Annotated in this window: 19 protein-coding genes; 7 read left to right on the forward strand and 12 right to left on the reverse strand. The window is 70.1% G+C overall.

Annotation, left to right across the window (positions count from 1 at the left end; genetic code table 11):
* Positions 1 to 12 precede the first annotated feature (12 nt).
* Together OG953_RS15245 and sigE are read right to left on the reverse strand one after the other, a co-directional pair.
* On the reverse strand, positions 13 to 1,026 hold the full coding sequence (locus tag OG953_RS15245; protein ID WP_405684755.1) for a zf-HC2 domain-containing protein: 1,014 nt from the start codon (positions 1,024 to 1,026) through the stop codon (positions 13 to 15).
* Positions 1,023 to 1,784, reverse strand: a complete 762-nt coding sequence (gene sigE, locus OG953_RS15250) for an RNA polymerase sigma factor SigE (RefSeq protein WP_405684756.1) — start codon at positions 1,782 to 1,784, stop codon at positions 1,023 to 1,025. Before sigE ends, OG953_RS15245 begins: the two co-directional genes overlap by 4 nt.
* 182 nt (positions 1,785 to 1,966) lie before the next feature.
* On the opposite strand from sigE, the gene OG953_RS15255 reads away from it, so the two are divergent.
* Positions 1,967 to 2,632, forward strand: a complete 666-nt coding sequence (locus tag OG953_RS15255) for an O-methyltransferase (protein WP_405684758.1) — start codon at positions 1,967 to 1,969, stop codon at positions 2,630 to 2,632.
* A 160-nt stretch (positions 2,633 to 2,792) separates the two neighbouring features.
* Here the strand turns inward: OG953_RS15255 and OG953_RS15260 are convergent, their stop codons facing one another.
* On the reverse strand, positions 2,793 to 2,960 hold the full coding sequence (locus tag OG953_RS15260) for a DUF3117 domain-containing protein (protein WP_003966491.1): 168 nt from the start codon (positions 2,958 to 2,960) through the stop codon (positions 2,793 to 2,795).
* A 313-nt stretch (positions 2,961 to 3,273) separates the two neighbouring features.
* Between OG953_RS15260 and OG953_RS15265 the strand changes: the two genes are divergently transcribed.
* On the forward strand, positions 3,274 to 4,086 hold the full coding sequence (locus tag OG953_RS15265; RefSeq protein ID WP_405684760.1) for an enoyl-CoA hydratase/isomerase family protein: 813 nt from the start codon (positions 3,274 to 3,276) through the stop codon (positions 4,084 to 4,086).
* Between the two features lie 14 nt (positions 4,087 to 4,100).
* Here the strand turns inward: OG953_RS15265 and OG953_RS15270 are convergent, their stop codons facing one another.
* Positions 4,101 to 4,688 (reverse strand): DNA-3-methyladenine glycosylase I, encoded by a 588-nt coding sequence (locus OG953_RS15270; RefSeq protein WP_405684761.1) that lies wholly within the window; start codon positions 4,686 to 4,688, stop codon positions 4,101 to 4,103.
* A complete protein-coding gene (locus tag OG953_RS15275) occupies positions 4,685 to 5,146 on the reverse strand; it encodes a hypothetical protein (protein ID WP_405684762.1) in 462 nt (153 codons plus the stop codon). Before OG953_RS15275 ends, OG953_RS15270 begins: the two co-directional genes overlap by 4 nt.
* 110 nt (positions 5,147 to 5,256) lie before the next feature.
* On the opposite strand from OG953_RS15275, the gene folP reads away from it, so the two are divergent.
* Entirely contained in the window at positions 5,257 to 6,129 is an 873-nt protein-coding gene (gene folP, locus OG953_RS15280; protein WP_405684764.1) for a dihydropteroate synthase, read from the forward strand.
* Positions 6,130 to 6,250: 121 nt separating this feature from the next.
* Here the strand turns inward: folP and OG953_RS15285 are convergent, their stop codons facing one another.
* Both OG953_RS15285 and dapE read right to left on the reverse strand, forming a co-directional pair.
* Positions 6,251 to 7,000: a TIGR00730 family Rossman fold protein gene (locus tag OG953_RS15285; protein ID WP_383967892.1), complete on the reverse strand. Its 750-nt coding sequence runs from the start codon at positions 6,998 to 7,000 to the stop codon at positions 6,251 to 6,253.
* Between the two features lie 87 nt (positions 7,001 to 7,087).
* Positions 7,088 to 8,167, reverse strand: coding sequence for a succinyl-diaminopimelate desuccinylase (dapE, locus tag OG953_RS15290; protein ID WP_405684765.1), 1,080 nt, complete (start codon positions 8,165 to 8,167; stop codon positions 7,088 to 7,090).
* A gap of 61 nt (positions 8,168 to 8,228) precedes the next feature.
* Here dapE and OG953_RS15295 point away from each other — a divergent pair, with 61 nt between their 5' ends.
* Positions 8,229 to 9,176 carry a hypothetical protein gene (locus OG953_RS15295; RefSeq protein ID WP_405691844.1) on the forward strand — a complete coding sequence of 316 codons (948 nt, stop codon included), beginning with the start codon at positions 8,229 to 8,231 and terminating at the stop codon, positions 9,174 to 9,176.
* A gap of 287 nt (positions 9,177 to 9,463) precedes the next feature.
* Positions 9,464 to 9,877, forward strand: coding sequence for an ATP-binding protein (locus tag OG953_RS15300; protein WP_405684767.1), 414 nt, complete (start codon positions 9,464 to 9,466; stop codon positions 9,875 to 9,877).
* A gap of 74 nt (positions 9,878 to 9,951) precedes the next feature.
* Here the strand turns inward: OG953_RS15300 and OG953_RS15305 are convergent, their stop codons facing one another.
* Both OG953_RS15305 and fdxA read right to left on the reverse strand, forming a co-directional pair.
* Positions 9,952 to 11,049 carry a bifunctional succinyldiaminopimelate transaminase/glutamate-prephenate aminotransferase gene (locus tag OG953_RS15305; RefSeq protein ID WP_405684768.1) on the reverse strand — a complete coding sequence of 366 codons (1,098 nt, stop codon included), beginning with the start codon at positions 11,047 to 11,049 and terminating at the stop codon, positions 9,952 to 9,954.
* A 123-nt stretch (positions 11,050 to 11,172) separates the two neighbouring features.
* On the reverse strand, positions 11,173 to 11,493 hold the full coding sequence (gene fdxA / locus OG953_RS15310) for a ferredoxin (protein WP_018956287.1): 321 nt from the start codon (positions 11,491 to 11,493) through the stop codon (positions 11,173 to 11,175).
* Positions 11,494 to 11,610: 117 nt separating this feature from the next.
* On the opposite strand from fdxA, the gene OG953_RS15315 reads away from it, so the two are divergent.
* Both OG953_RS15315 and OG953_RS15320 read left to right on the forward strand, forming a co-directional pair.
* Positions 11,611 to 12,612, forward strand: a complete 1,002-nt coding sequence (locus OG953_RS15315) for a GNAT family N-acetyltransferase (protein WP_405684770.1) — start codon at positions 11,611 to 11,613, stop codon at positions 12,610 to 12,612.
* Between the two features lie 18 nt (positions 12,613 to 12,630).
* Entirely contained in the window at positions 12,631 to 13,488 is an 858-nt protein-coding gene (locus OG953_RS15320; protein WP_405684772.1) for a tetratricopeptide repeat protein, read from the forward strand.
* 51 nt (positions 13,489 to 13,539) lie between these two features.
* On the opposite strand, the gene OG953_RS15325 is transcribed toward OG953_RS15320, so the two are convergent.
* From OG953_RS15325 to OG953_RS15335, 3 genes are all read right to left on the reverse strand, one after another.
* Positions 13,540 to 13,971 carry an ATP-binding domain-containing protein gene (locus OG953_RS15325; protein ID WP_405684774.1) on the reverse strand — a complete coding sequence of 144 codons (432 nt, stop codon included), beginning with the start codon at positions 13,969 to 13,971 and terminating at the stop codon, positions 13,540 to 13,542.
* Positions 13,972 to 14,178: 207 nt separating this feature from the next.
* Positions 14,179 to 15,351, reverse strand: coding sequence for an ice-binding family protein (locus tag OG953_RS15330; protein WP_405684776.1), 1,173 nt, complete (start codon positions 15,349 to 15,351; stop codon positions 14,179 to 14,181).
* 314 nt (positions 15,352 to 15,665) lie between these two features.
* The gene (locus OG953_RS15335) at positions 15,666 to 17,681 is read right to left on the reverse strand and encodes a GTP-binding protein (protein ID WP_405684778.1); all 2,016 of its coding nucleotides are present in this window, start codon (positions 17,679 to 17,681) and stop codon (positions 15,666 to 15,668) included.
* Positions 17,682 to 18,177: the final 496 nt, after the last annotated feature.

The raw sequence follows: 18,177 nt of genomic DNA on the forward strand, positions 1-18,177 counted from the left end.
CGCAGACCCCGGTCAGCGCCGGGAGGAAAGCGGCATGCCGCGATCGGCGGGGGTGGGGAGGGTCGAGGCCGACGGCGGCGTCCAGGACGGCGGCGCGGAGGGCTCCGGGGGCTGTGAGGCCAGTCGTCCGAGCGCCTGGGCGAAGAGCGGGGTGGTGCCGGTCGGGCGTATCAGCGGTGGCGCGGACACATTGGTCAGGACCTGAACGGCGAAGGTGCTCCCCGCGAGACTTCCCGTGGAGAGCAGCGCGGGAGCGGTAGAAGGCACCGCCGGTGTGGACTCCGGCGCGGGGGGTGGTGGGGCAGCGGCTGCGGTCGAGCGGTCGCCCGCCTCCGTTGCGGCAAGGGTGCCCTGGCTGCCACCGCCGCGGCGGCTCACCGAGCTGCCGCTCTCGCTGCGGGATGCGGTGTCGAGCGGGTTCACCGTGTTCCCGGCGCCCGCGGCCCGGGCCGGGGAGCTGGGACCCGCCCCCGTCGGCAGGGCACCGCCCAGGGCGATGGCCGCCAGCGATACGGCGCTGGCCGCTGCGAAGGCGAACCTCCGGCCGCGCCACGGCGACCGGTCCCCCTCACGGCCGACCTCATGGATCCGGAAGCCCGAACGGGAGGAGCCACCCGGCAGTACGGCGGTCGAACCGTGCGGGGCCGGGAGGAAGCCAAAACTCCCCAGTGGCGAATTCCCCGGCGAATCCGTGCGGCTCCCGGACGGCTGGATCATGGGGAAGAGCCCGTCGGCGAAGCGCCCGGAGCCGCCGAATGGTTTCCCCCGGTTGTCGTCGTCACCCCCTGGCCCCCCGGGAAGGCCCTGCAGCCGGGCGAGGAATCCCTCGGACGGCGAAGGCGGGGCCGACTGTGCGAAGACACTCTTCAGGCGTCGCTGGGCGGCAGCCTCGGCCTTGCACTTGGCGCAGGTCGCGAGGTGGGCGAGCACCCGCTCTCGGGCGTCGTGTTTCAGCTCACCGTCGACAAGCGCGGCAAGCCGGTCCCCCAGGTGTTGTTCCGCAGGGGTCGGAACTGTGCCACTCACGCCGTTCCGCCCTCCCCTGCCAGGATCGCGCCCGCCAGCGAGCGCTGCTCGGCACGGGCCTCGGGCGAACGGTGCTGCAGCGCCTTGCGCAGATGCGAGCGACCGCGGTGGATACGGCTGCGCACGGTACCGAGCTTCACGCCCAGCGTCGCGGCGATCTCCTCGTACGAGAGGCCCTCGATGTCACAGAGCACGACAGCGGCACGGAATTCGGGCGCAAGGGTGTCCAGCGCCTGCTGCACATCCGCGTCGAAGTGGGTGTCGTTGAAGACCTGCTGCGGGGACGGTTCACGGCTCGGCAGCCGCTCGGCGGCGTCGTCGCCGAGGGAGTCGAAGCGGATCCGCTGCTTACGACGGACCAAGTCCAGGAACAGGTTGGTCGTGATGCGGTGCAGCCAGCCCTCGAAGGTGCCCGGCGTATAGGTCGACAGCGACCGGAACACGCGTACGAAGACCTCCTGCGTGAGGTCCTCCGCATCGTGCTGGTTGCCCGTCAGCCGGTAGGCAAGGCGATAGACACGGCCGCTGTGCGTGCTGACGATCTCTTCCCATGAGGGCGGCGTCCACACCTGGGAGTCCGCATCTGAGGCGAAGGTCGCGGTCGGCGCGGATTTGCTGGAAGAACGGTCAGCGATGTTGGTCACGGATTTCGGCTCACCCGCCGATCCGAGAAAGCGCCGCAGCACTCCTCCCCGATCCACAGGCGCAGCCGCACCTCCCCTATCGGCTCTGGTGGTGTCCAGTGGAGCCCCTACCATAGCCACCTCGCCCGTTAGCTCCGGATAAGCCTTTTTCCTGCTGGGGCCGGGGATCACCCCGGGAACCGCCGGCCCGTGTCTCCCGGACCCGATCTGCGGGCCGGTTCCACGGGCTTTCCCCTGCCCCTCCATAACGCCCGGTCCCATCTGCGGGTTCCCGGGTGCAGCGGATACAGTCACCGTTGCGCCAACTACGGGGACAGGAGAGGGTCATTACCGCCAACCGGCAGACGAGCTGGGCGTTCGCCGACGCCTTTGTCGCCGAGGACGAAGCATTGCACTGGGCCCGGGACCGGGCTCGGGAGGCAGGGCTCCGCTCGGTGTCGCCAGGTACCGGCGCCGCGCTGCGCTTGCTCGCTGCTACGACGGACGCCAAAGCGGTGGCCGAGATCGGCACCGGGACCGGCGTGTCCGGACTCTATCTGCTGCACGGCATGCGGCCCGACGGGGTGCTGACCACGGTCGACCCGGAGCCCGAGCGCCAGCAGTTCGCCCGTGCGGCGTTCCGGGCCGCGGGGTTCGCCGCCAATCGGGCCCGCTTCATTCCCGGCCGTGCCCTGGACGTACTGCCGCGGCTCGCGGACGGCGGATACGACCTGGTGTTCTGCGACGGCGACCGGCTGGAGAGCCTGGACTGCCTCGCTGAATCGTTGCGCCTGCTGCGACCCGGTGGCCTGGTCTGCTTCGAGGGTGTCTTCGCGGACGGTCGTACGGTCGACTCGGCGGCGCAGCCCGCGGAGGTGCTGCGACTGCGGGAGCTGCTGCGTGCGGTGCGGGAGAGCCAGGAGCTGATGGCGACGTTGCTGCCGGTGGGCGACGGGTTGCTGTGCGCGGTGCGGCGGGGCTGAGGGGCCGGCTGGGGGGCAGGTTCTTGCCCCGTGTCCCCCGTGCCTGGGGCGGCCGGGTGTCCTCAATCGCCGGACGGGCTTGATTCTGTCGAGTGGGAACGCATCACTGCCCCGGCACGGACACCGTGCCGGGGCAGTGATGAAGTGTGGGCGCCTCTGCTCAGCCGACGACCTTCTTGAGGGCATCGCCGAGTGCATCGGCCTCGTCCGGAGTCAGCTCCACGACAAGCCGACCGCCGCCTTCGAGCGGAACGCGCATGACGATGCCCCGCCCCTCCTTTGTCACCTCGAGCGGGCCGTCGCCCGTCCGCGGCTTCATGGCCGCCATGCTCGTTCCCCTTCCTGAAACCAGCTCATCGCAACCGGCGGCCCCATGACAGGCGCTGTGTCACCGGCATCGAACACATTGCTTCCAGGCCATTATCCCGCATCACAGACCCCAATGACCAACATCGGTCGGCATCGCTTGCGCAACGCGCTCTCTCAAAACCACCCAATTCGGCGATCCAGCTGCGATACTCCATCCCCTTCACCCCTCCATCGGGGCGCAATTGTTAGACGCAGGTCACATGTTCGCTCCCGCCCGAGTCGGCCATGCTTGCCTGGACAGGCATTGCCCAAGGTGCAGAGGGGACAGCGAAATGGCCGACCAGATGGCGGACAGCGTGCTCTACGAAGTGAGCGACGGACTCGCGACAATCACGATCAACCGTCCCGACGCGATGAACGCCATGAACACCGCGGCCAAGGTGGCACTCCGTGACGCGCTGAAGTCCGCGGCGGCCGACACCGCCGTACGGGCCGTTCTGCTCACCGCGACCGGGCGCGCCTTCTGCGTCGGCCAGGATCTGAAGGAGCACGTCGGCAAGCTCGACGAGGCCCGTGAGTCCGGCAGCGGCAACGCGCTGAGCACCGTGCAGGAGCACTACAACCCGATCGTGCGGGCCATCACCGAGATGCCCAAGCCGGTCGTCGCCGGGGTCAACGGTGTCGCCGCCGGTGCCGGTTTCGGGTTCGCGCTCGCCTGCGACTACCGGGTGGTCGCCGACACCGCCTCGTTCAACACCTCGTTCGCCGGGGTCGCCCTCACCGCCGACTCGGGCGTCTCCTGGACGCTGCCCCGCCTGATCGGGCAGAGCCGCGCCGCCGACCTGCTGCTCTTCCCGCGCTCGGTCTCCGCGCAGGACGCCCATGAGCTGGGCATCGTGAACAAGCTGGTGCCCGCCGCCGACCTGGCCGCGGAGGCCGCCGCCGTGGCCCGCACCCTGGCGTCCGGTCCCACGGTGGCGTACGCAGCGCTGAAGGAGTCCCTGGCCTACGGCGCCGGTCACTCGCTGAGCGAGGCGCTGGAGAAGGAGGACGAGCTCCAGACGAAGGCGGGCGCGTCCGAGGACCACACGATCGCGGTGCAGGCGTTCCTGAACAAGGAGAAGCCGAAGTACCTCGGCCGGTAGCCGCCGGCGCGGGTCTACGCCCCGGTGCCGCGCGCCACGCAGTCGGCCAGGTGGTCGTCGACCAGGCCGCAGGCCTGCATCAGGGCGTAGGCCGTCGTGGGTCCGACGAAGCGCAGACCGCGCTTCTTGAGGTCCTTGGCCAGCGCCGTGGACTCCGGGGTGACCGCGGGAACGTCGCCGACGGTGCGCGGGGCCGGGCGGCCTGCCGGGTCGGGGGCGTAGGACCAGATCAGCTCGTCCAGCTCGCCGGCGCGCCAGCCGGCCAGCACCTTGGCGTTGGCGAGGGTCGCGTCGATCTTCGCCCGGTTGCGGATGATGCCGGCGTCGGCGAGGAGGCGCTCCTTGTCGGCGTCGCTGAACTCCGCCACCGCGGGGATCTTGAACCCGGCGAAGGCGGAGCGGAAGCCCTCCCGGCGGCGCAGGATCGTCAGCCAGGAAAGGCCCGACTGGAAGGCCTCCAGGCAGAGCCGTTCGAAGAGGGCGTCGTCGCCGTGGACGGGGCGGCCCCATTCGGTGTCGTGGTACGTGAGGTAGTCCTCGGTGGAAAGCCCCCACGGGCAGCGCAGACCGCCGTCCGGGGCCGCTTCTGCGTCGCCGCTCATCGCTGGGACTCCTCTCCGGGGTGCTCTGTCCGCTGCGGGTCCTGCTGGTGTTCCTGTCGGGGCGCCTCCCACGGCGCTCTCGGACGGTCCTCCGGCCGCTCTCGCGTCAGCTGCGGCCGGTCCTGCGGCCGCTTGAGGAGATCGGGGCCGCCGACCACGGTCGGCTGCGCGCCGGCCAGCGCCGACTGCAGTTCCGCGATCCGCGCGTCCCGCTCGGCGAGCTCGGCGCCGAGCCGGCCGAGCACCTCGTCGACATCCGTCATGCGATAGCCGCGTACGGCCACCGGCAGCCGCAGCGCCTCGACATCCGCGCGGCCGACCGGGCGCGTCGCGGGCAGGGGGTCGGTCAGTTGCTCGGGCGCCACGTCCTGCAGGACGGTGCTCTTCCCTCCGCCGACCACCGCGAGGGTGACCGCGGCCACGACCACCACCATCGCCAGCAGCAAGAACCAGAACACGCGTATCTCCCCGGGAGCGGAAACCTGTCCGGGTCCGATCGTGCCATGCGGTGCTGACAGTTAGGGTCGCAGGCGACCCACGGGGCGATCTACCAGAGGAGAATCACGGGATGCGAAGCGGTGCGCTCAGGCTGGGGCGGCGTGAATTCGGTGCGCACGAGCCGGTGATCATGGCGATCGTGAACCGCACCCCGGACTCCTTCTACGACCAGGGCGCGACGTTCCAGGACGAGCCGGCGCTGGCCCGGGTCGAGCAGGCGATCGCGGACGGCGCGGCGATCGTCGACATCGGGGGTGTGAAGGCGGGCCCCGGTGAAGAGGTGACCGCCGAGGAAGAGGCCCGTCGCACGGTGGGTTTCGTCGCGGAGGTGCGGCGCCGCCACCCGGATGTGGTGATCAGCGTCGACACCTGGCGCCACGATGTCGGCGAGGCGGTCTGCGAGGCCGGTGCGGATGTGCTGAACGACGCGTGGGGCGGCGTCGATCCGAAGCTCGCAGAGGTCGCCGCGCGGTACGGCGCCGGTCTGGTGTGTACGCACGCGGGTGGCGCCGAGCCGCGGACCCGGCCGCACCGGATCGCGTACGACGACGTGATGGCGGACATCCTGCGGGTGACGCTGGGGCTGGCCGAGCGGGCGGTCGGACTCGGGGTGCGGCCGGACGGGATCATGATCGACCCCGGTCATGACTTCGGGAAGAACACCCGGCATTCGCTGGAGGCGACGCGTCGGCTCGGCGAGATGGCGGAGACCGGCTGGCCGGTTCTCGTATCGCTGTCCAACAAGGACTTCGTCGGGGAGGCGCTCGACCGGCCGGTGAAGGAACGGGTGATCGGGACGCTGGCGACGACGGCCGTGTCCGCGTGGCTGGGGGCGCAGGTGTACCGGGTGCACGAGGTGGCGGAGACGCGGCAGGTGCTGGACATGGTGGCGTCCATCGCGGGGCACCGGGAGCCGGCGGTGGCACGGAGGGGGCTGGCGTAGTCGGGGCGTGAGGTGGCGGGGAGGGCGGGGGGTCTGCGGCGGGCCTTGTCCCCTGCCCGCCCCTTCCCGAAACCGGGGCTCTGCCCCGGACCCCGCTCCTCAATCGCCGGAGGGGCTTGAACTACCGGCCGACCTCCTTCGTCACGAGGTTGACCGCCTCGTCCACGTCGTCCGTGACGTGGAACAGCAGCAGGTCGTGCTCGGACGCCTTGCCCTGCGCCACCACCGTGTCCCGCAGCCAGTCCACGAGCCCGCTCCAGTACGCGGTGCCGAACAGCACGATCGGGAAGCGGGTGACCTTGCCCGTCTGGACGAGGGTGAGGGCCTCGAAGAGCTCGTCCAGGGTGCCGAGACCGCCGGGCAGAACGACGAATCCCTGGGCATACTTCACGAACATCGTTTTTCGGACAAAAAAGTAGCGGAAGTTCACGCCGATATCGACGTGCGGGTTGAGGCCGGACTCGAAGGGCAGCTCGATACCGAGGCCGACCGAGACGCCCTTCGCCTCCCGCGCCCCCTTGTTCGCCGCTTCCATGGCTCCGGGGCCGCCCCCGGTGATCACCGCGAAGCCGGCCTCGACCAGGGCCTTGCCGATCCTTACGCCCGCCTCGTAGTCCGGCCCGCCGGCCGGGGTGCGGGCCGAGCCGAAGACGCTGATGGCGCTCGGCAGCTCGGCAAGGGCTCCGAATCCTTCGACGAACTCCGACTGGATGCGCATCACCCGCCATGGGTCGGTGTGCACCCACTCGGAGTCGCCCTCGGTATCCAGCAGCCGCTGATCGGTGGTGCCGGGCTGTACCTGGTCCCTGCGGCGCAGTACCGGGCCCTGCCGCTGCTCCTCGGGGACGTGCGCTCCCTCGGGGTTGCCCATGACCTGCTCCCTCCGACGACGATCGATGACCATCTGTGTCAGGTCAGGGTAGATCGGCGGAGGTTACGGACAGGGGAATGCCGTGGGTCAGTTGGTGAGCCAGGAGCGGAGCCGCTCCTCGCAGTGGGTGATCCGGTCGACCGCCACATGCTCGTTGCGCTTGTGCGCAAGGAGCGGGTCACCGGGTCCGTAGTTCACCGCGGGGACGCCGAGGGAGCTGAAGCGGGAGACGTCGGTCCAGCCGAACTTGGGGTGGGCGGTGCCGCCGACCGCCGCCATGAACGCCTCGGCAGCCGGGTGGGAGAGACCTGGCATGGCCGCGCCCGAGTGGTCGTCGACGGTGAATTCGACGACGCCGCAGCCCGCGAAGACCTCGTGGACGTGGGCCAGCGCCTTCTCGGCGGTGCGGTCGGGGGCGTACCGGTAGTTGACGACGACGGTGCACGCGTCCGGGATGACGTTGTTGGCGACGCCCCCCTCGATCCGTACGGCATTGAGGCCCTCGCGGTATTCGAGACCGTCGATGACCGGGCGGCGCGGTTCGTACGCGGCGAGGCGGGCCAGGATCGGGGCGGCGGCGTGGATGGCGTTGGACCCCATCCAGCTGCGGGCGGAGTGGGCCCGCTCCCCCTCGGTGCGGAGGAAGACCCGCAGAGTGCCCTGGCAGCCGCCCTCGACCTGGCCGTCGGTGCCCTCCAGGAGGACCGCGAAGTCTCCGGCGAGCCACTCGGGGTGGGCGTCGGCCACGTGGCCGAGCCCGTTGAGGTGCGCGGCGACCTCTTCGTTGTCGTAGAACACGAAGGTGAGGTCGCGGTTGGGCTCGGGCACGGTCGCGGCGATCCTCAGCTGGACGGCGACGCCCGACTTCATGTCGGAGGTGCCGCAGCCCCACAGCACACCGTCGTCGTCGAGCCGGGACGGCACATTGTCGGCGATCGGCACAGTGTCGATGTGCCCGGCAAGCACGACCCGCTCGGCACGGCCCAGGTTCGTCCGGGCCACGACGTTGTTGCCGTGCCGGTCGACGGTCAGATGCGGGAGGGTGCGCAGCGCCGACTCGATCGCATCGGCGAGCTCCTCCTCCTGACCGCTGACCGACGGGAAGTCGACGAGCCGGGCGGTGAGCGCCGGGCCGTCCAGGGTGAGGTCAAGCGTGCTTTCGGGCATGGAACCGACCCTAAAGGACTGGGCCCTCGGCCCCGGCCGGGCACTCCAGTACGGTGGCTCCGTGCCCCGGACCGTCTCCCCCGCCCGCCGACACACCGGCCGCAGCCGCCTCTTCCGTATCGCGGCTGCTTTTGTCGTGCTCGCCGCACTGGCCGGCTATCTGACTGTGCAGTACATATCCGGCAGCAAGGTCACCGAAGGGTGCACCGTGGAGTCCGCCGACGGTTCGGCCGGCAACGGCCGTACGTATCGGATGAGCCCGGAGCAGGCTTCGAACGCCGCGACGATCTCCGCAGTCGGCACCTCGCGCGGGATGCCGGAGCGGGCGGTGACGATCGCGCTGGCGACCGCGTTGCAGGAGTCCGGGCTGCGCAATATCGAGCACGGGGACCGGGACTCGCTGGGGCTGTTCCAGCAGCGTCCTTCGCAGGGCTGGGGCACCGAGAAGCAGATCCTGGACCCGGTCTACTCCGCGGGGGAGTTCTACCGGCATCTGGCCGAGGTCCCCGGCTATTCACGGCTGCCGCTGACGGTCGCCGCGCAGCGGGTCCAGCGCAGCGGTTTCCCGCAGGCGTACGCGAAGCACGAGCCGGATGCGGCGTTGCTGGCGGCCGCGCTGACCGGCCGTACGCCTGCCGCGCTGAACTGCACGCCGCCGCGGACGACGGCTGCGAAGGCCGATGCGGCGAAGGTGCGGGCGGAGCTGGTCCGCACCTTCGGCAAGGATGTGCTGCCCGCGAAGAAGCCGTCGCCGGGGGACGGGAAGACCGCGGCCGGTGCGTCGGCGACGAGCACGGTCTCGGTGCCGGTGCGGGCGGCCCGCGCCTCCGGGGACGACGACGCGGCGCGGCGCGGCTGGGAGCTCGCGCACTGGGCGGTCGCGCAGTCCGAGGCACTCCGCCTGGACGAGGTCGCGTACGCGGGCCGGGTATGGAAGGCCGGGTCGGGCTGGCGGACGGAGCATACGGAATCGGGCACCACCGAGGTCCGTATGCGGCTCGCACGCTAGTGCGGACGGTCGCCCGAAGGCGTTATTCGGTCGGCGCGGAACGCCCCCTGGCGCGTCATCTCCCGTCCCCTCTCCGCGATTCCCCACTTCCCTTGCGAGCAAAGGGAAGTGACGGTTCATCGGGCCATCCGGGAATGCGGTGTATGCCGGGGTTCCTCCGCTGTGGATTATGTGACGCATTGTCGACTCTTTACCTCGGCCCACCGCAACCTCCCCCACCCTTGCGACGGTTGTCATTGCGTCCGGTCAACGGACAGACAGATTCCTCATCCCGTCGAAGGAGCATCATGTCCCTCCCCCTGACCCGCCGGATCGCCCGTGCCGCGCTGCTGATCGCCGCGGGTGCAGCCCCCGTGGTCGGTGCGGCCGGTGCCGCAGGTGCCGCGGGGCTCCCGCAGGCCCCGGAGCTCGGCGGCCTGACCACCGTCGACGGCGCCGGCCTCGGAAAGACGGTCGACGGCGCGTCCCAGCAGGGCACCAAGGCGGCGGGCGAGACCGGCGGCAAGATCGTCGGGACGACCCTCCCGGCCGCGGGCAAGACCGTCGACAAGGCCGGCGCCCAGGCCGCCCCCACCGTGCAGAACGCCGCCGGCGGTGCCGCGGGCAGCGCGGGCGAGGTCCTCGGCGGCGCCGCCGGTGCCGCGCCCAAGGGCGGCCTGCCCGTGCAGGGCCTGCCCACCCAGGGTCTGCCGATCGGCTGACCCGGTCCGTCGGCACCTCACACCGAGGGGCCTCGGGAGTGCGCACTCCCGAGGCCCCTCGCGTGTACCGCCTGCTATCGGGCCAGCCGCTTGACCGCGGCGGCCACCCGCTCGTCCGTCGCCGTGAACGCGACGCGTACGAAGCGGTCACCGGCCGTCCCGTAGAAGTCGCCCGGTGCCACCAGAATGCCGAGCTCCGCCAGGTGCGCCACGGTCTCCCAGCACGGCTCGTCGCGCGTAGCCCACAGGTAGAGGCTCGCCTCGCTGTGCTCGATCCGGAAGCCGTGGGCCTCCAGCGCAGTGCGCAGGGCCGCGCGCCGGTCCGCGTACCGGGTCCGCTGCTCGGCGACGTGCTCGTCGTCGCCGAGCGCCGCGACGGTCGCCGCCTGGACGGGGGCCGGCGTCATCATTCCGCCGTGCTTGCGGATCAGCAGCAGTTCGCCGAGCACGGCCGCGTCGCCCGCGATGAAGGCCGCGCGGTATCCGGCCAGGTTGGAGCGCTTGGAGAGCGAGTGGACGGCGACGATGCCCTCGTACGTACCGCCGCAGACGTCCGGATGCAGTACGGAGACGGGTTCCGCCTCCCAGCCCAGCTCCAGGTAGCACTCGTCGCTGAAGACCAGCACGTCGTGCTCGCGCGCCCAGGCGACGATCCGGATCAGCTCGTCCTTGGACAGGACACGACCGGTCGGGTTGGACGGCGAGTTGAGCCAGAGCAGCTTCAGGCCGGCCGGGTCCAGCTCCGTCGGGTCGTCGTAGACGACGGGCTCGGCGCCGCAGAGCCGGGCGCCCACCTCGTACGTCGGGTAGGCGAGGCGCGGGTACGCCACCTTGTCGCCCGCGCCGAGACCGAGCTGCGTCGGCAGCCAGGCCACCAGCTCCTTGGACCCGACGACCGGCAGGACGTTCTCGTGCGCCACCCCGACCGCACCGAGCCGCCGCTCCACCCAGCCGGTGATCGCGTCACGCAGCTCGGCGGTCCCCCACACCGTCGGATAGCCGGGGCTGTCCGCGGCGGCGACGAGCGCCCGCTGGATCAGCTCGGGCACCGGGTCGACGGGCGTGCCGACGGACAGGTCCACGATGCCGTCCGGGTGGGCGGCGGCCGTCGACTTGTAGGGCGCGAGCTTGTCCCAGGGGAAGACCGGGAGACGGGAGGAGACTGCGGACACGGATCTCTGCTTTCTCGTACGGGGGTTCCGAGGGTTGCTCGGGGCGCTCGGGCGTGGAAACGCCTCGGTCCCGCACGGTGACGAGCCGTACGGGACCGGGGCGACGCACGTGCCGGCCGCTGACTACTGGTTCTGCGGCGGCAGCGCAGCAATGAACGCGTGGTCGCGTTCGATCAGGCCCAGCTTGGAGGCACCACCGGGCGACCCGAGGTCGTCGAAGAACTCGACGTTCGCCTTGTAGTAGTCCTTCCACTCCTCCGGGGTGTCGTCCTCGTAGAAGATTGCCTCGACCGGGCACACCGGCTCACAGGCTCCACAGTCGACGCATTCGTCCGGGTGGATGTACAAGGACCGCTGGCCCTCGTAGATGCAGTCGACGGGGCACTCTTCGATGCAGGCCTTGTCCTTTACGTCGACACAAGGCTGCGCGATGACGTAGGTCACGCTGTCGTTCCTCCTCGGTAGGGCGTTGGCTCTCGCGCGGGAGCGCGGCGTCGTCGATGCCCGCCCCTAGTATCTCCGTTCCCGGGCACGAACCGAACAGGAGGGGCGGACGGAGCTGTGGAATTCACCATCGGCGGACAACTCGAAGTCCGAATTACACCGGCTGACGTGGGCAAACGGGTATCAGTCCGGCGTACGGCCGAGCGCGGCTCGCAGGGGCCGAAGTTCACCGACACTGTCGGTGTTCTCACATCCTGGGACAGCGGTGTGCTGTCGATCACGACGAAGAGCGGTGACTTTGTCCGCATCACGGAAACGACGCTGGTGGCGGGCAAGGTCGTGCCCGCCGCCCCGGCCCGGCGGCGCGGCCCGGCGGCCTCCTTCGACGAGCTCGCGCCCGTCTGTGCCCGCGCCTGGCAGCCGGTGGAGAGCGAGCCGCTGGGCGACTGGACCCTGCGCGCCGCGCAGGGTTTCACCCGGCGCGCCAACTCCGTGCTGCCGCTCGGCGATCCGGGCGTACCGCTCGACGAGGCGCTCGAGCGCGTCCGGCAGTGGTACGGGGAGCGGGACCTGCCCGCGTACATCCAGACCGCGACCGGCGCCGAGGGCACCCAGGAACAGCTCTGCGCGGAGCTGGAGCAGCGCGGATGGCGGCGCGAGGTGACGGCGGAGGTACGAATCGCCGCGCTGGCGCCGATCGGTGATCTGGACGCGGATGTGTCGCAGGTGCGGCTGAGCCGGGACCTCGACGAGACCTGGCTCTCCCGCTATCAGCGCTTCGACACCCCGGGGCCGCACGTCCTGAAGGTGCTGCGCGGCGGTCCCTCGGTGTGGTTCGCCTCGGTGCCCGGTGACACCGAGGGCGCACCGCCCGCGGCGATCGGGCGGTGCGTGGTGGACGGGCGGTGGGCCGGCTTCATGGCTGTCGAGGTCGGTCCCGAGTACCGGCGCCGGGGGCTCGCCACCGCCGTGATGACGGCACTCGCCCGCAAGGCCCTGGACGAGGGCGCGTCGGCGGCGTGGCTCCAGGTGGAGACGGACAACGAGGGGGCGCGGGCGCTGTACGAGGGCATGGGGTTCGCGGTCCATCACCGGTATCACCACTTCCGGTCGGCGTGACGGAGGCGGACGAGCCCGATGAATCCTCACCACCCCGAGCAGCCCGAGCGTCCCGGCCCGGACGAGCTGCGCCGGCAGTTCGCCGAGGAGGCGCGGGCCGAGCGGCCGGACCTCGCGCTGCTCTGCCTGCTGCTGGGCGCGGTGGCCGACCCGGCGCTGGACGCGAACGGGATCGACGCGGCGCAGATCGAACTGGACGAGCTGGCGGGCCGGCTTCCGTACGGGGTGCGGGGCGGCCGGGCCTGGGCCTCGGCCGTTGCCGAATTTCTCGGCGGACGGTGCGGCTTCGCGGGATCGTCGGCGGACTACCAGCGGCTGGAGTCGTCGCTGCTGCACGAGGTGCTGCGCCGGCGTCGCGGGCTGCCGATCCTGCTGTCCGTGGTGTGGATCGAGGTCGCGCGACGGGCGGGCGCTCCGGTGTACGGGGTGGCGCTGCCCGGTCGCTTCGTCGTCGGGTTCGGCGATCCTTCGGAGCGGGTGCTGGCCGACCCGTTCGACGGCGGCCGGCCGATGACCGGGCAGGACGCGGAGCTGCTGGTGGCGGGGGCGACCGGGGAGCCGCTCGAGGAGTCGATGCTGGTGCCCGCGCGGCCGCTGGAGATCGTGCTGCGGATCCTGAACAACATCAGGGCGTGGGCGGCGGCCCGTCCGGAGCGGACGGATGTGGCGCTGTGGGCGGTGGACCTTTCGCTGCTGCTGCCCTCGCATCCGGCCAGACTGCGCTACGAGCGGGCGCAGCTGCTCGTACAGAGCGGGCAGTTTCTGCGCGGGGCGGCGGAGATGGAGGAGTACGCGGATGTGGTCGACGGGGTCGAACCCGAGGCGGCGGAAGCGATCCGGCGACGGGCGCGGGCGGCGCGGGCGTTGCTGAACTAGCGGGGCAGGGGCACGGGGGGGGCGGACCGGCCGCCGCTCCGTGTCCTCGTCTCAGCGCCGTTCCGTCACCGCCGTCTCCAGTACCTCGGGCGCCGGTCCCTCGTGCACGATGCCCAGCCGTTGCGTCGCCCGTGTCAGTGCCACGTAAAGGTCGTTCAGGCCGCGTGCCGAACGCCCGAGGACGGCCGCGGGGTCGGCCAGCAGCACCGCGTCGAACTCCAGCCCCTTGACCTGCCGCACACCGAGGACCACGACCCGGTTCTGCAGGTCGGGCTCGTCCCCGTACACCGCCCGGGCCACCGCGGCCCCCAGTTCGTCGCGCCGCGCGTCGGGGACGATCACGGCGAGCCTGCCCTCGTCCAGCGCCGCAGCCTCCTTCACGACCAGGTCGGCGAGGGTGCGGGCGGGCTCCTGCGCCTCGTCCACGATGATGTGCCCGTCCCGGTCCGTGGTGGACAGGGGGCACTGCCCGGCAGCCCGCAACGACCGAATCGGCCACCAACACGCCGAGAGGCGGCTGCTGACCGATTCGATCGCTGAACAGCGGAAGTACCTGCCTACAGATGGTGGAACACGAGCGGCGCCTCTTCATGACGATGATGGCCGAGCCACCCAGAGTGAGAGGAAGCGCCGACCTGCCATGGCAGCCAGTTCAGCCCTTGACCTCGTGTCGGCCAGATGATCGCGAGCCTATCTACCGTGGTCGCCCTTTGCCTTGCCCTTGCCCTTGTCCTTGTCCTTGCCGTGGTCACCCTTGCCACCACCGTGGTCACCCTTGCCACCACCACCGTGGTCACCCTTGCCACCACCACCGTGGTCACCCTTGCCACCACCACCGTGGTCACCCTTGCCACCACCACCGTGGTCACCCTTGCCACCACCACCGTGGTCACCCTTGCCACCACCACCGGTAGGTCCTGCCGGACCAGTAGGTCCTGCCGGACCAGTAGGTCCGACACCGCCCGTCGGACCAGTGCCACCCGTCGGACCAGTAGGTCCGGCACCGCCCGTCGGACCAGTGCCACCCGTCGGACCAGTAGGTCCGGCACCGCCCGTCGGACCAGTGGGCCCGGTCGGCCCGGGCGCCCCGACGCAGGACGGCACGGTGATGGCGTTGTTGTCCAGGGTGACAGCGCTAGTACGCGCCAGGGCCCGGCCCTGGATCTCCGTGCCGTTCTGTACCGTGATGGACTCCGAGGCCAGGATGCTGCCCTTGAAATTGGAGAACGTCCCGAGCGTGGCGGAGCTGCCCACCTGCCAGAACACGTTGCAGGCCTGAGCCCCATTGACAAGTCTGACGCTACTCGCCGAGCTTGTGACCAAGGTCGATGCCGCCTGGAAGATGAAGACGGCGCCGGAGTTCCCCCCTCCGTCGAGGGTGACGGTCCCAGTGAGGGCCATTGAGCTTGTGGAGTTGTAGACGCCAGTCGTAAGCGTTTGTCCGCCGAGGTCGACGCCCGTCACGTCCCCTGTCGGAGTCCGACCCGCCGCGTCGTCGTAGGCGATGCCCAGGTCGTTCTTCGCCGTGAGAGCGGGACCGTTGGCTACGTTCCGAGCGCCGAAGATGAGACCGGGCGGGAAGTTCGTCACAGAACTCCCCGGGCTGAGCCCGAGGTCTCCGTTGAGAACGGTGGGGGTGACCGTGTTGGTGACCGTTGAGCCGGCCAGCACGGCGTAACTGATGCCGGTCCCCAGTCCCACCGGAGCCTCCGCTGCATACGCGGCGGTGGTGAAGTACGTGGTCGTGCTCAGCAGAGTCGCACCGGACAGCACGGCGAAGGACGCCCTGCGCCAGATACGCCTGCGCCGGACTCGCTTGCGCCCGTCTTCCGAGAAGGCAGACGGAGTGGCAGCCACAGCCATTGAAGGTGGTCCTTCCTGTTTCGGGGTGGATTGCGTCTGCCGACCCGTAGCCGCTGCCCATCAGGTGACGAACGTCCACCTGAGCACCGAGTCCGCTGGAGCGGGAGACCGCAGAACACACAGCGAACACACAGTGACGAATCATCGCGCAGGGTTCACCAAGTGCGAACCCATATGAACATAAGACGGCGATAAAGCCAGGAGGCGCGAGGGCGAGTGCCCACCACCTGCCGCACCGTCACGCCACCAGCGGTCGCGCGAACACCTCCGGACCAGCGCCCCGGCCGGCCGCCTCAGCCCCTTCGACGAGCCGACTACCGCGGGTCCCCCTGCCCGGCGACCCTGCGCACCGTGTGCAGCAGGTACTCCTTGCGGTTGAGCGGATCGCGGTCGGTGCGTGGCCGGTCCGGGGGTGTACCGGCGACCGCCCGGTAGCGGTCGAAGTCGGATTCCAGGACCCCTTCTCCGCGCGTCAGGGCCGGGAGCTGTTGCTGCAGTTCATGGACCCGCGCCGCCGGAATCTCTCCCTCCAGCACACATGTCGCACCTTGCACGGCCGGTGTCCCGGGGACGGCACGCAGATGTGCGAGTACCGGCAGGAGCGGACCCAGCAGGTCCGCGGGGAGTTCCAGACGGAAGCGGTGCATCGGCTCGTACACCGTGGTGCCGGCCTCCTTCAGTGCACTCATCAGGACCAGAGGGGTCAGATTGCGGAAGTCCCCGGCGGTGCTCGACATGCTCTTGTCGAAAACGGCATGGGAATGACTCTGCCGGGGCCAGTAGCCGGAGTGCGTCATGGTGACGACGCAATCGGTGACCTGCCAGCCGTGGATTCCCTGCTGCAGGGTCTCCCAGACGGTCTTCTCCACCGCCCTCATCAGGGAGAACGGCATCGATCCGAGCTCCACCTCCAGCCGGTACTCGATACCGCTGCCGATCGGGGCGGGATCGACCCGAAGACCGATGGTCGCCAGAAAGGGATTCGGATCCTGGTCGCCGACCTCGTACGCCGCACCGCTACCGTTCGGCCGTTCCAGGCAAATGGTCGTGGTCTCGCAGAAGGTGACATCGATTCCGAATTCATCGGCGAGCGTCGCCTGGATGACTTCTTTCTGCACCTCGCCGTAGAGCGAGACGGACACTTCTTTCCGGATGCCGTCCTGCCGCAGATTGATCAATGGATCCTGCTCGGCCAGTTGTGCGAGCGCGAAATGCAGCTCACCCCTGCTCGCCGGAGCGCAGGGCACCACGACCGATTCCAGTGTCGGCGGGGCGAACCAATGGCCCTGCGCGGTCGTGTCCGATACGCCGACCGTATCGCCGACCCGAATGCCGCCGAGTCCCCGGAGCTTCGCGATCCGGCCTGCGCCGACCGCTGCTTCGCGCACGTCCGAGCCTCGGTCGAAGACACTGATCGCGGTCACTTTCCCCTCGTCGTGTCCGTCGCCCCGGCCGAACGGCAGCCGGTCACGTGTCCGTACCGTGCCCGAGAAGATCCGGACGTAGGCGATCTTCTCGCCGCCCGGCCCCCGCTCCACCTTGAAGACGGTGCCCGAGACCGGCCCGTCGGCATCACCCCCGCCCGCGGGCAGCAGCTCCCTGACCCCGCTGATCAGGGCGTCCACACCCGCCCCGGTGATCGCCGAGCCGAAGAACACCGGATGCACCAGCGCCTGCCGGGTCTGCGTCGACAGCGCTTCGCGCAGCCTGCTGTACGGGAGCGGCGCCGCGTTCTCGACGTACGCGGCCAGCAGCGCGTCGTCGCGGTCGGCGAGAAGCTCGGTCAGCCGGTCCGTGAAGTCCGCATCGGCACCGGTGTACGGCGTGCAGCGGGCGTCCCGGCCGCCCGGCCCGTCGACCGATCCCATGGCAAGCACAGCGGGGGTCAGTTTCTCGGAAATGCTCCGCAGAACGGACTCGTACTGTGCACCGCCGCGATCGACCTTGTTCACGAAAATGACCGTCGGAATGCGCAGGCGTTGCAGTGTCCGCATCAGAACACGGGTCTGCGCCTGTACGCCCTCCACGGCGGAGATGACCAGTACAGCACCGTCGAGCACGTTCAGCACCCGTTCCACCTCGGCGATGAAATCCGGGTGACCTGGTGTGTCGATCAGATTGACCGTCGTGTCGTCGATGGCGAACGAGACGACTGCGGACTTGATCGTGATGCCGCGTTGTCGTTCCAGAGCCAGGGAATCGGTCTGGGTGCTCCCGTCGTCGACGCTGCCGATCTCGTCGATGACACCGGCGGTGTGGAGCAGCCGCTCGGTCAGGCTTGTCTTACCGGCGTCGACATGCGCCAGAATTCCCAGATTCAGCGTGTGCACGAAACTCCATGCCTTCAAGATCGGTGGCAATTTCCGTCTGAATGAACATGAGAGTTCCGCGCATGATCTTCTCCTCGGGCGATCGAGTACTGGAGGGGAGTACAGCAGGCGGTCGCCCCGCACTGCAACCGATTTAGCAGCCGGGAATTCGCCGAGCCGGGGGTGCCTGCCGGAACCTGCGTGCCCGCCTCCTGCGCTTTCATACCCGGCAGTCGACGAAAAGCAGATCAGCATCTGCGCATCGGCGGGTCGCGTACACCGTTATGTAAATTCAAGGTATGGCTCCGGGCGGAGTCCCGCCAGGCAGCGCGCGTGCACGTCTCGCCGGGCAAGGAGAGCAAGTCTCCTCAACTCCAGTTCCCCAACGGGCTGTTCAAGCCCGCCGGGGGATCATTTCCGAGCCGGGCGACGATTGGACCGCTGCGCCGAAGAGTCGGCAAACGAGTGGACCGTCGTCGCCCAAACCTCACGTGGCGCTGCGTGCAGTCCAACGGGT

It is taken from the genome of Streptomyces sp. NBC_00057 (genome assembly GCF_045041165.1).
GTDB lineage: Bacteria > Actinomycetota > Actinomycetes > Streptomycetales > Streptomycetaceae > Streptomyces.

Coding starts and splice junctions, on each gene's coding strand:
- OG953_RS15320 (WP_405684772.1), top strand. CDS start 12,631: ATGAATCCTCACCACCCCGAGCAGCCCGAGCGTCCCGGCCCGGACGAG.
- OG953_RS15285 (WP_383967892.1), bottom strand. CDS start 7,000: ATGGGCAACCCCGAGGGAGCGCACGTCCCCGAGGAGCAGCGGCAGGGC.
- OG953_RS15330 (WP_405684776.1), bottom strand. CDS start 15,351: ATGGCTGTGGCTGCCACTCCGTCTGCCTTCTCGGAAGACGGGCGCAAG.
- sigE (WP_405684756.1), bottom strand. CDS start 1,784: ATGGTAGGGGCTCCACTGGACACCACCAGAGCCGATAGGGGAGGTGCG.
- folP (WP_405684764.1), top strand. CDS start 5,257: ATGCGAAGCGGTGCGCTCAGGCTGGGGCGGCGTGAATTCGGTGCGCAC.
- OG953_RS15270 (WP_405684761.1), bottom strand. CDS start 4,688: ATGAGCGGCGACGCAGAAGCGGCCCCGGACGGCGGTCTGCGCTGCCCG.
- OG953_RS15260 (WP_003966491.1), bottom strand. CDS start 2,960: ATGGCGGCCATGAAGCCGCGGACGGGCGACGGCCCGCTCGAGGTGACA.
- OG953_RS15265 (WP_405684760.1), top strand. CDS start 3,274: ATGGCCGACCAGATGGCGGACAGCGTGCTCTACGAAGTGAGCGACGGA.
- dapE (WP_405684765.1), bottom strand. CDS start 8,167: ATGCCCGAAAGCACGCTTGACCTCACCCTGGACGGCCCGGCGCTCACC.
- OG953_RS15300 (WP_405684767.1), top strand. CDS start 9,464: ATGTCCCTCCCCCTGACCCGCCGGATCGCCCGTGCCGCGCTGCTGATC.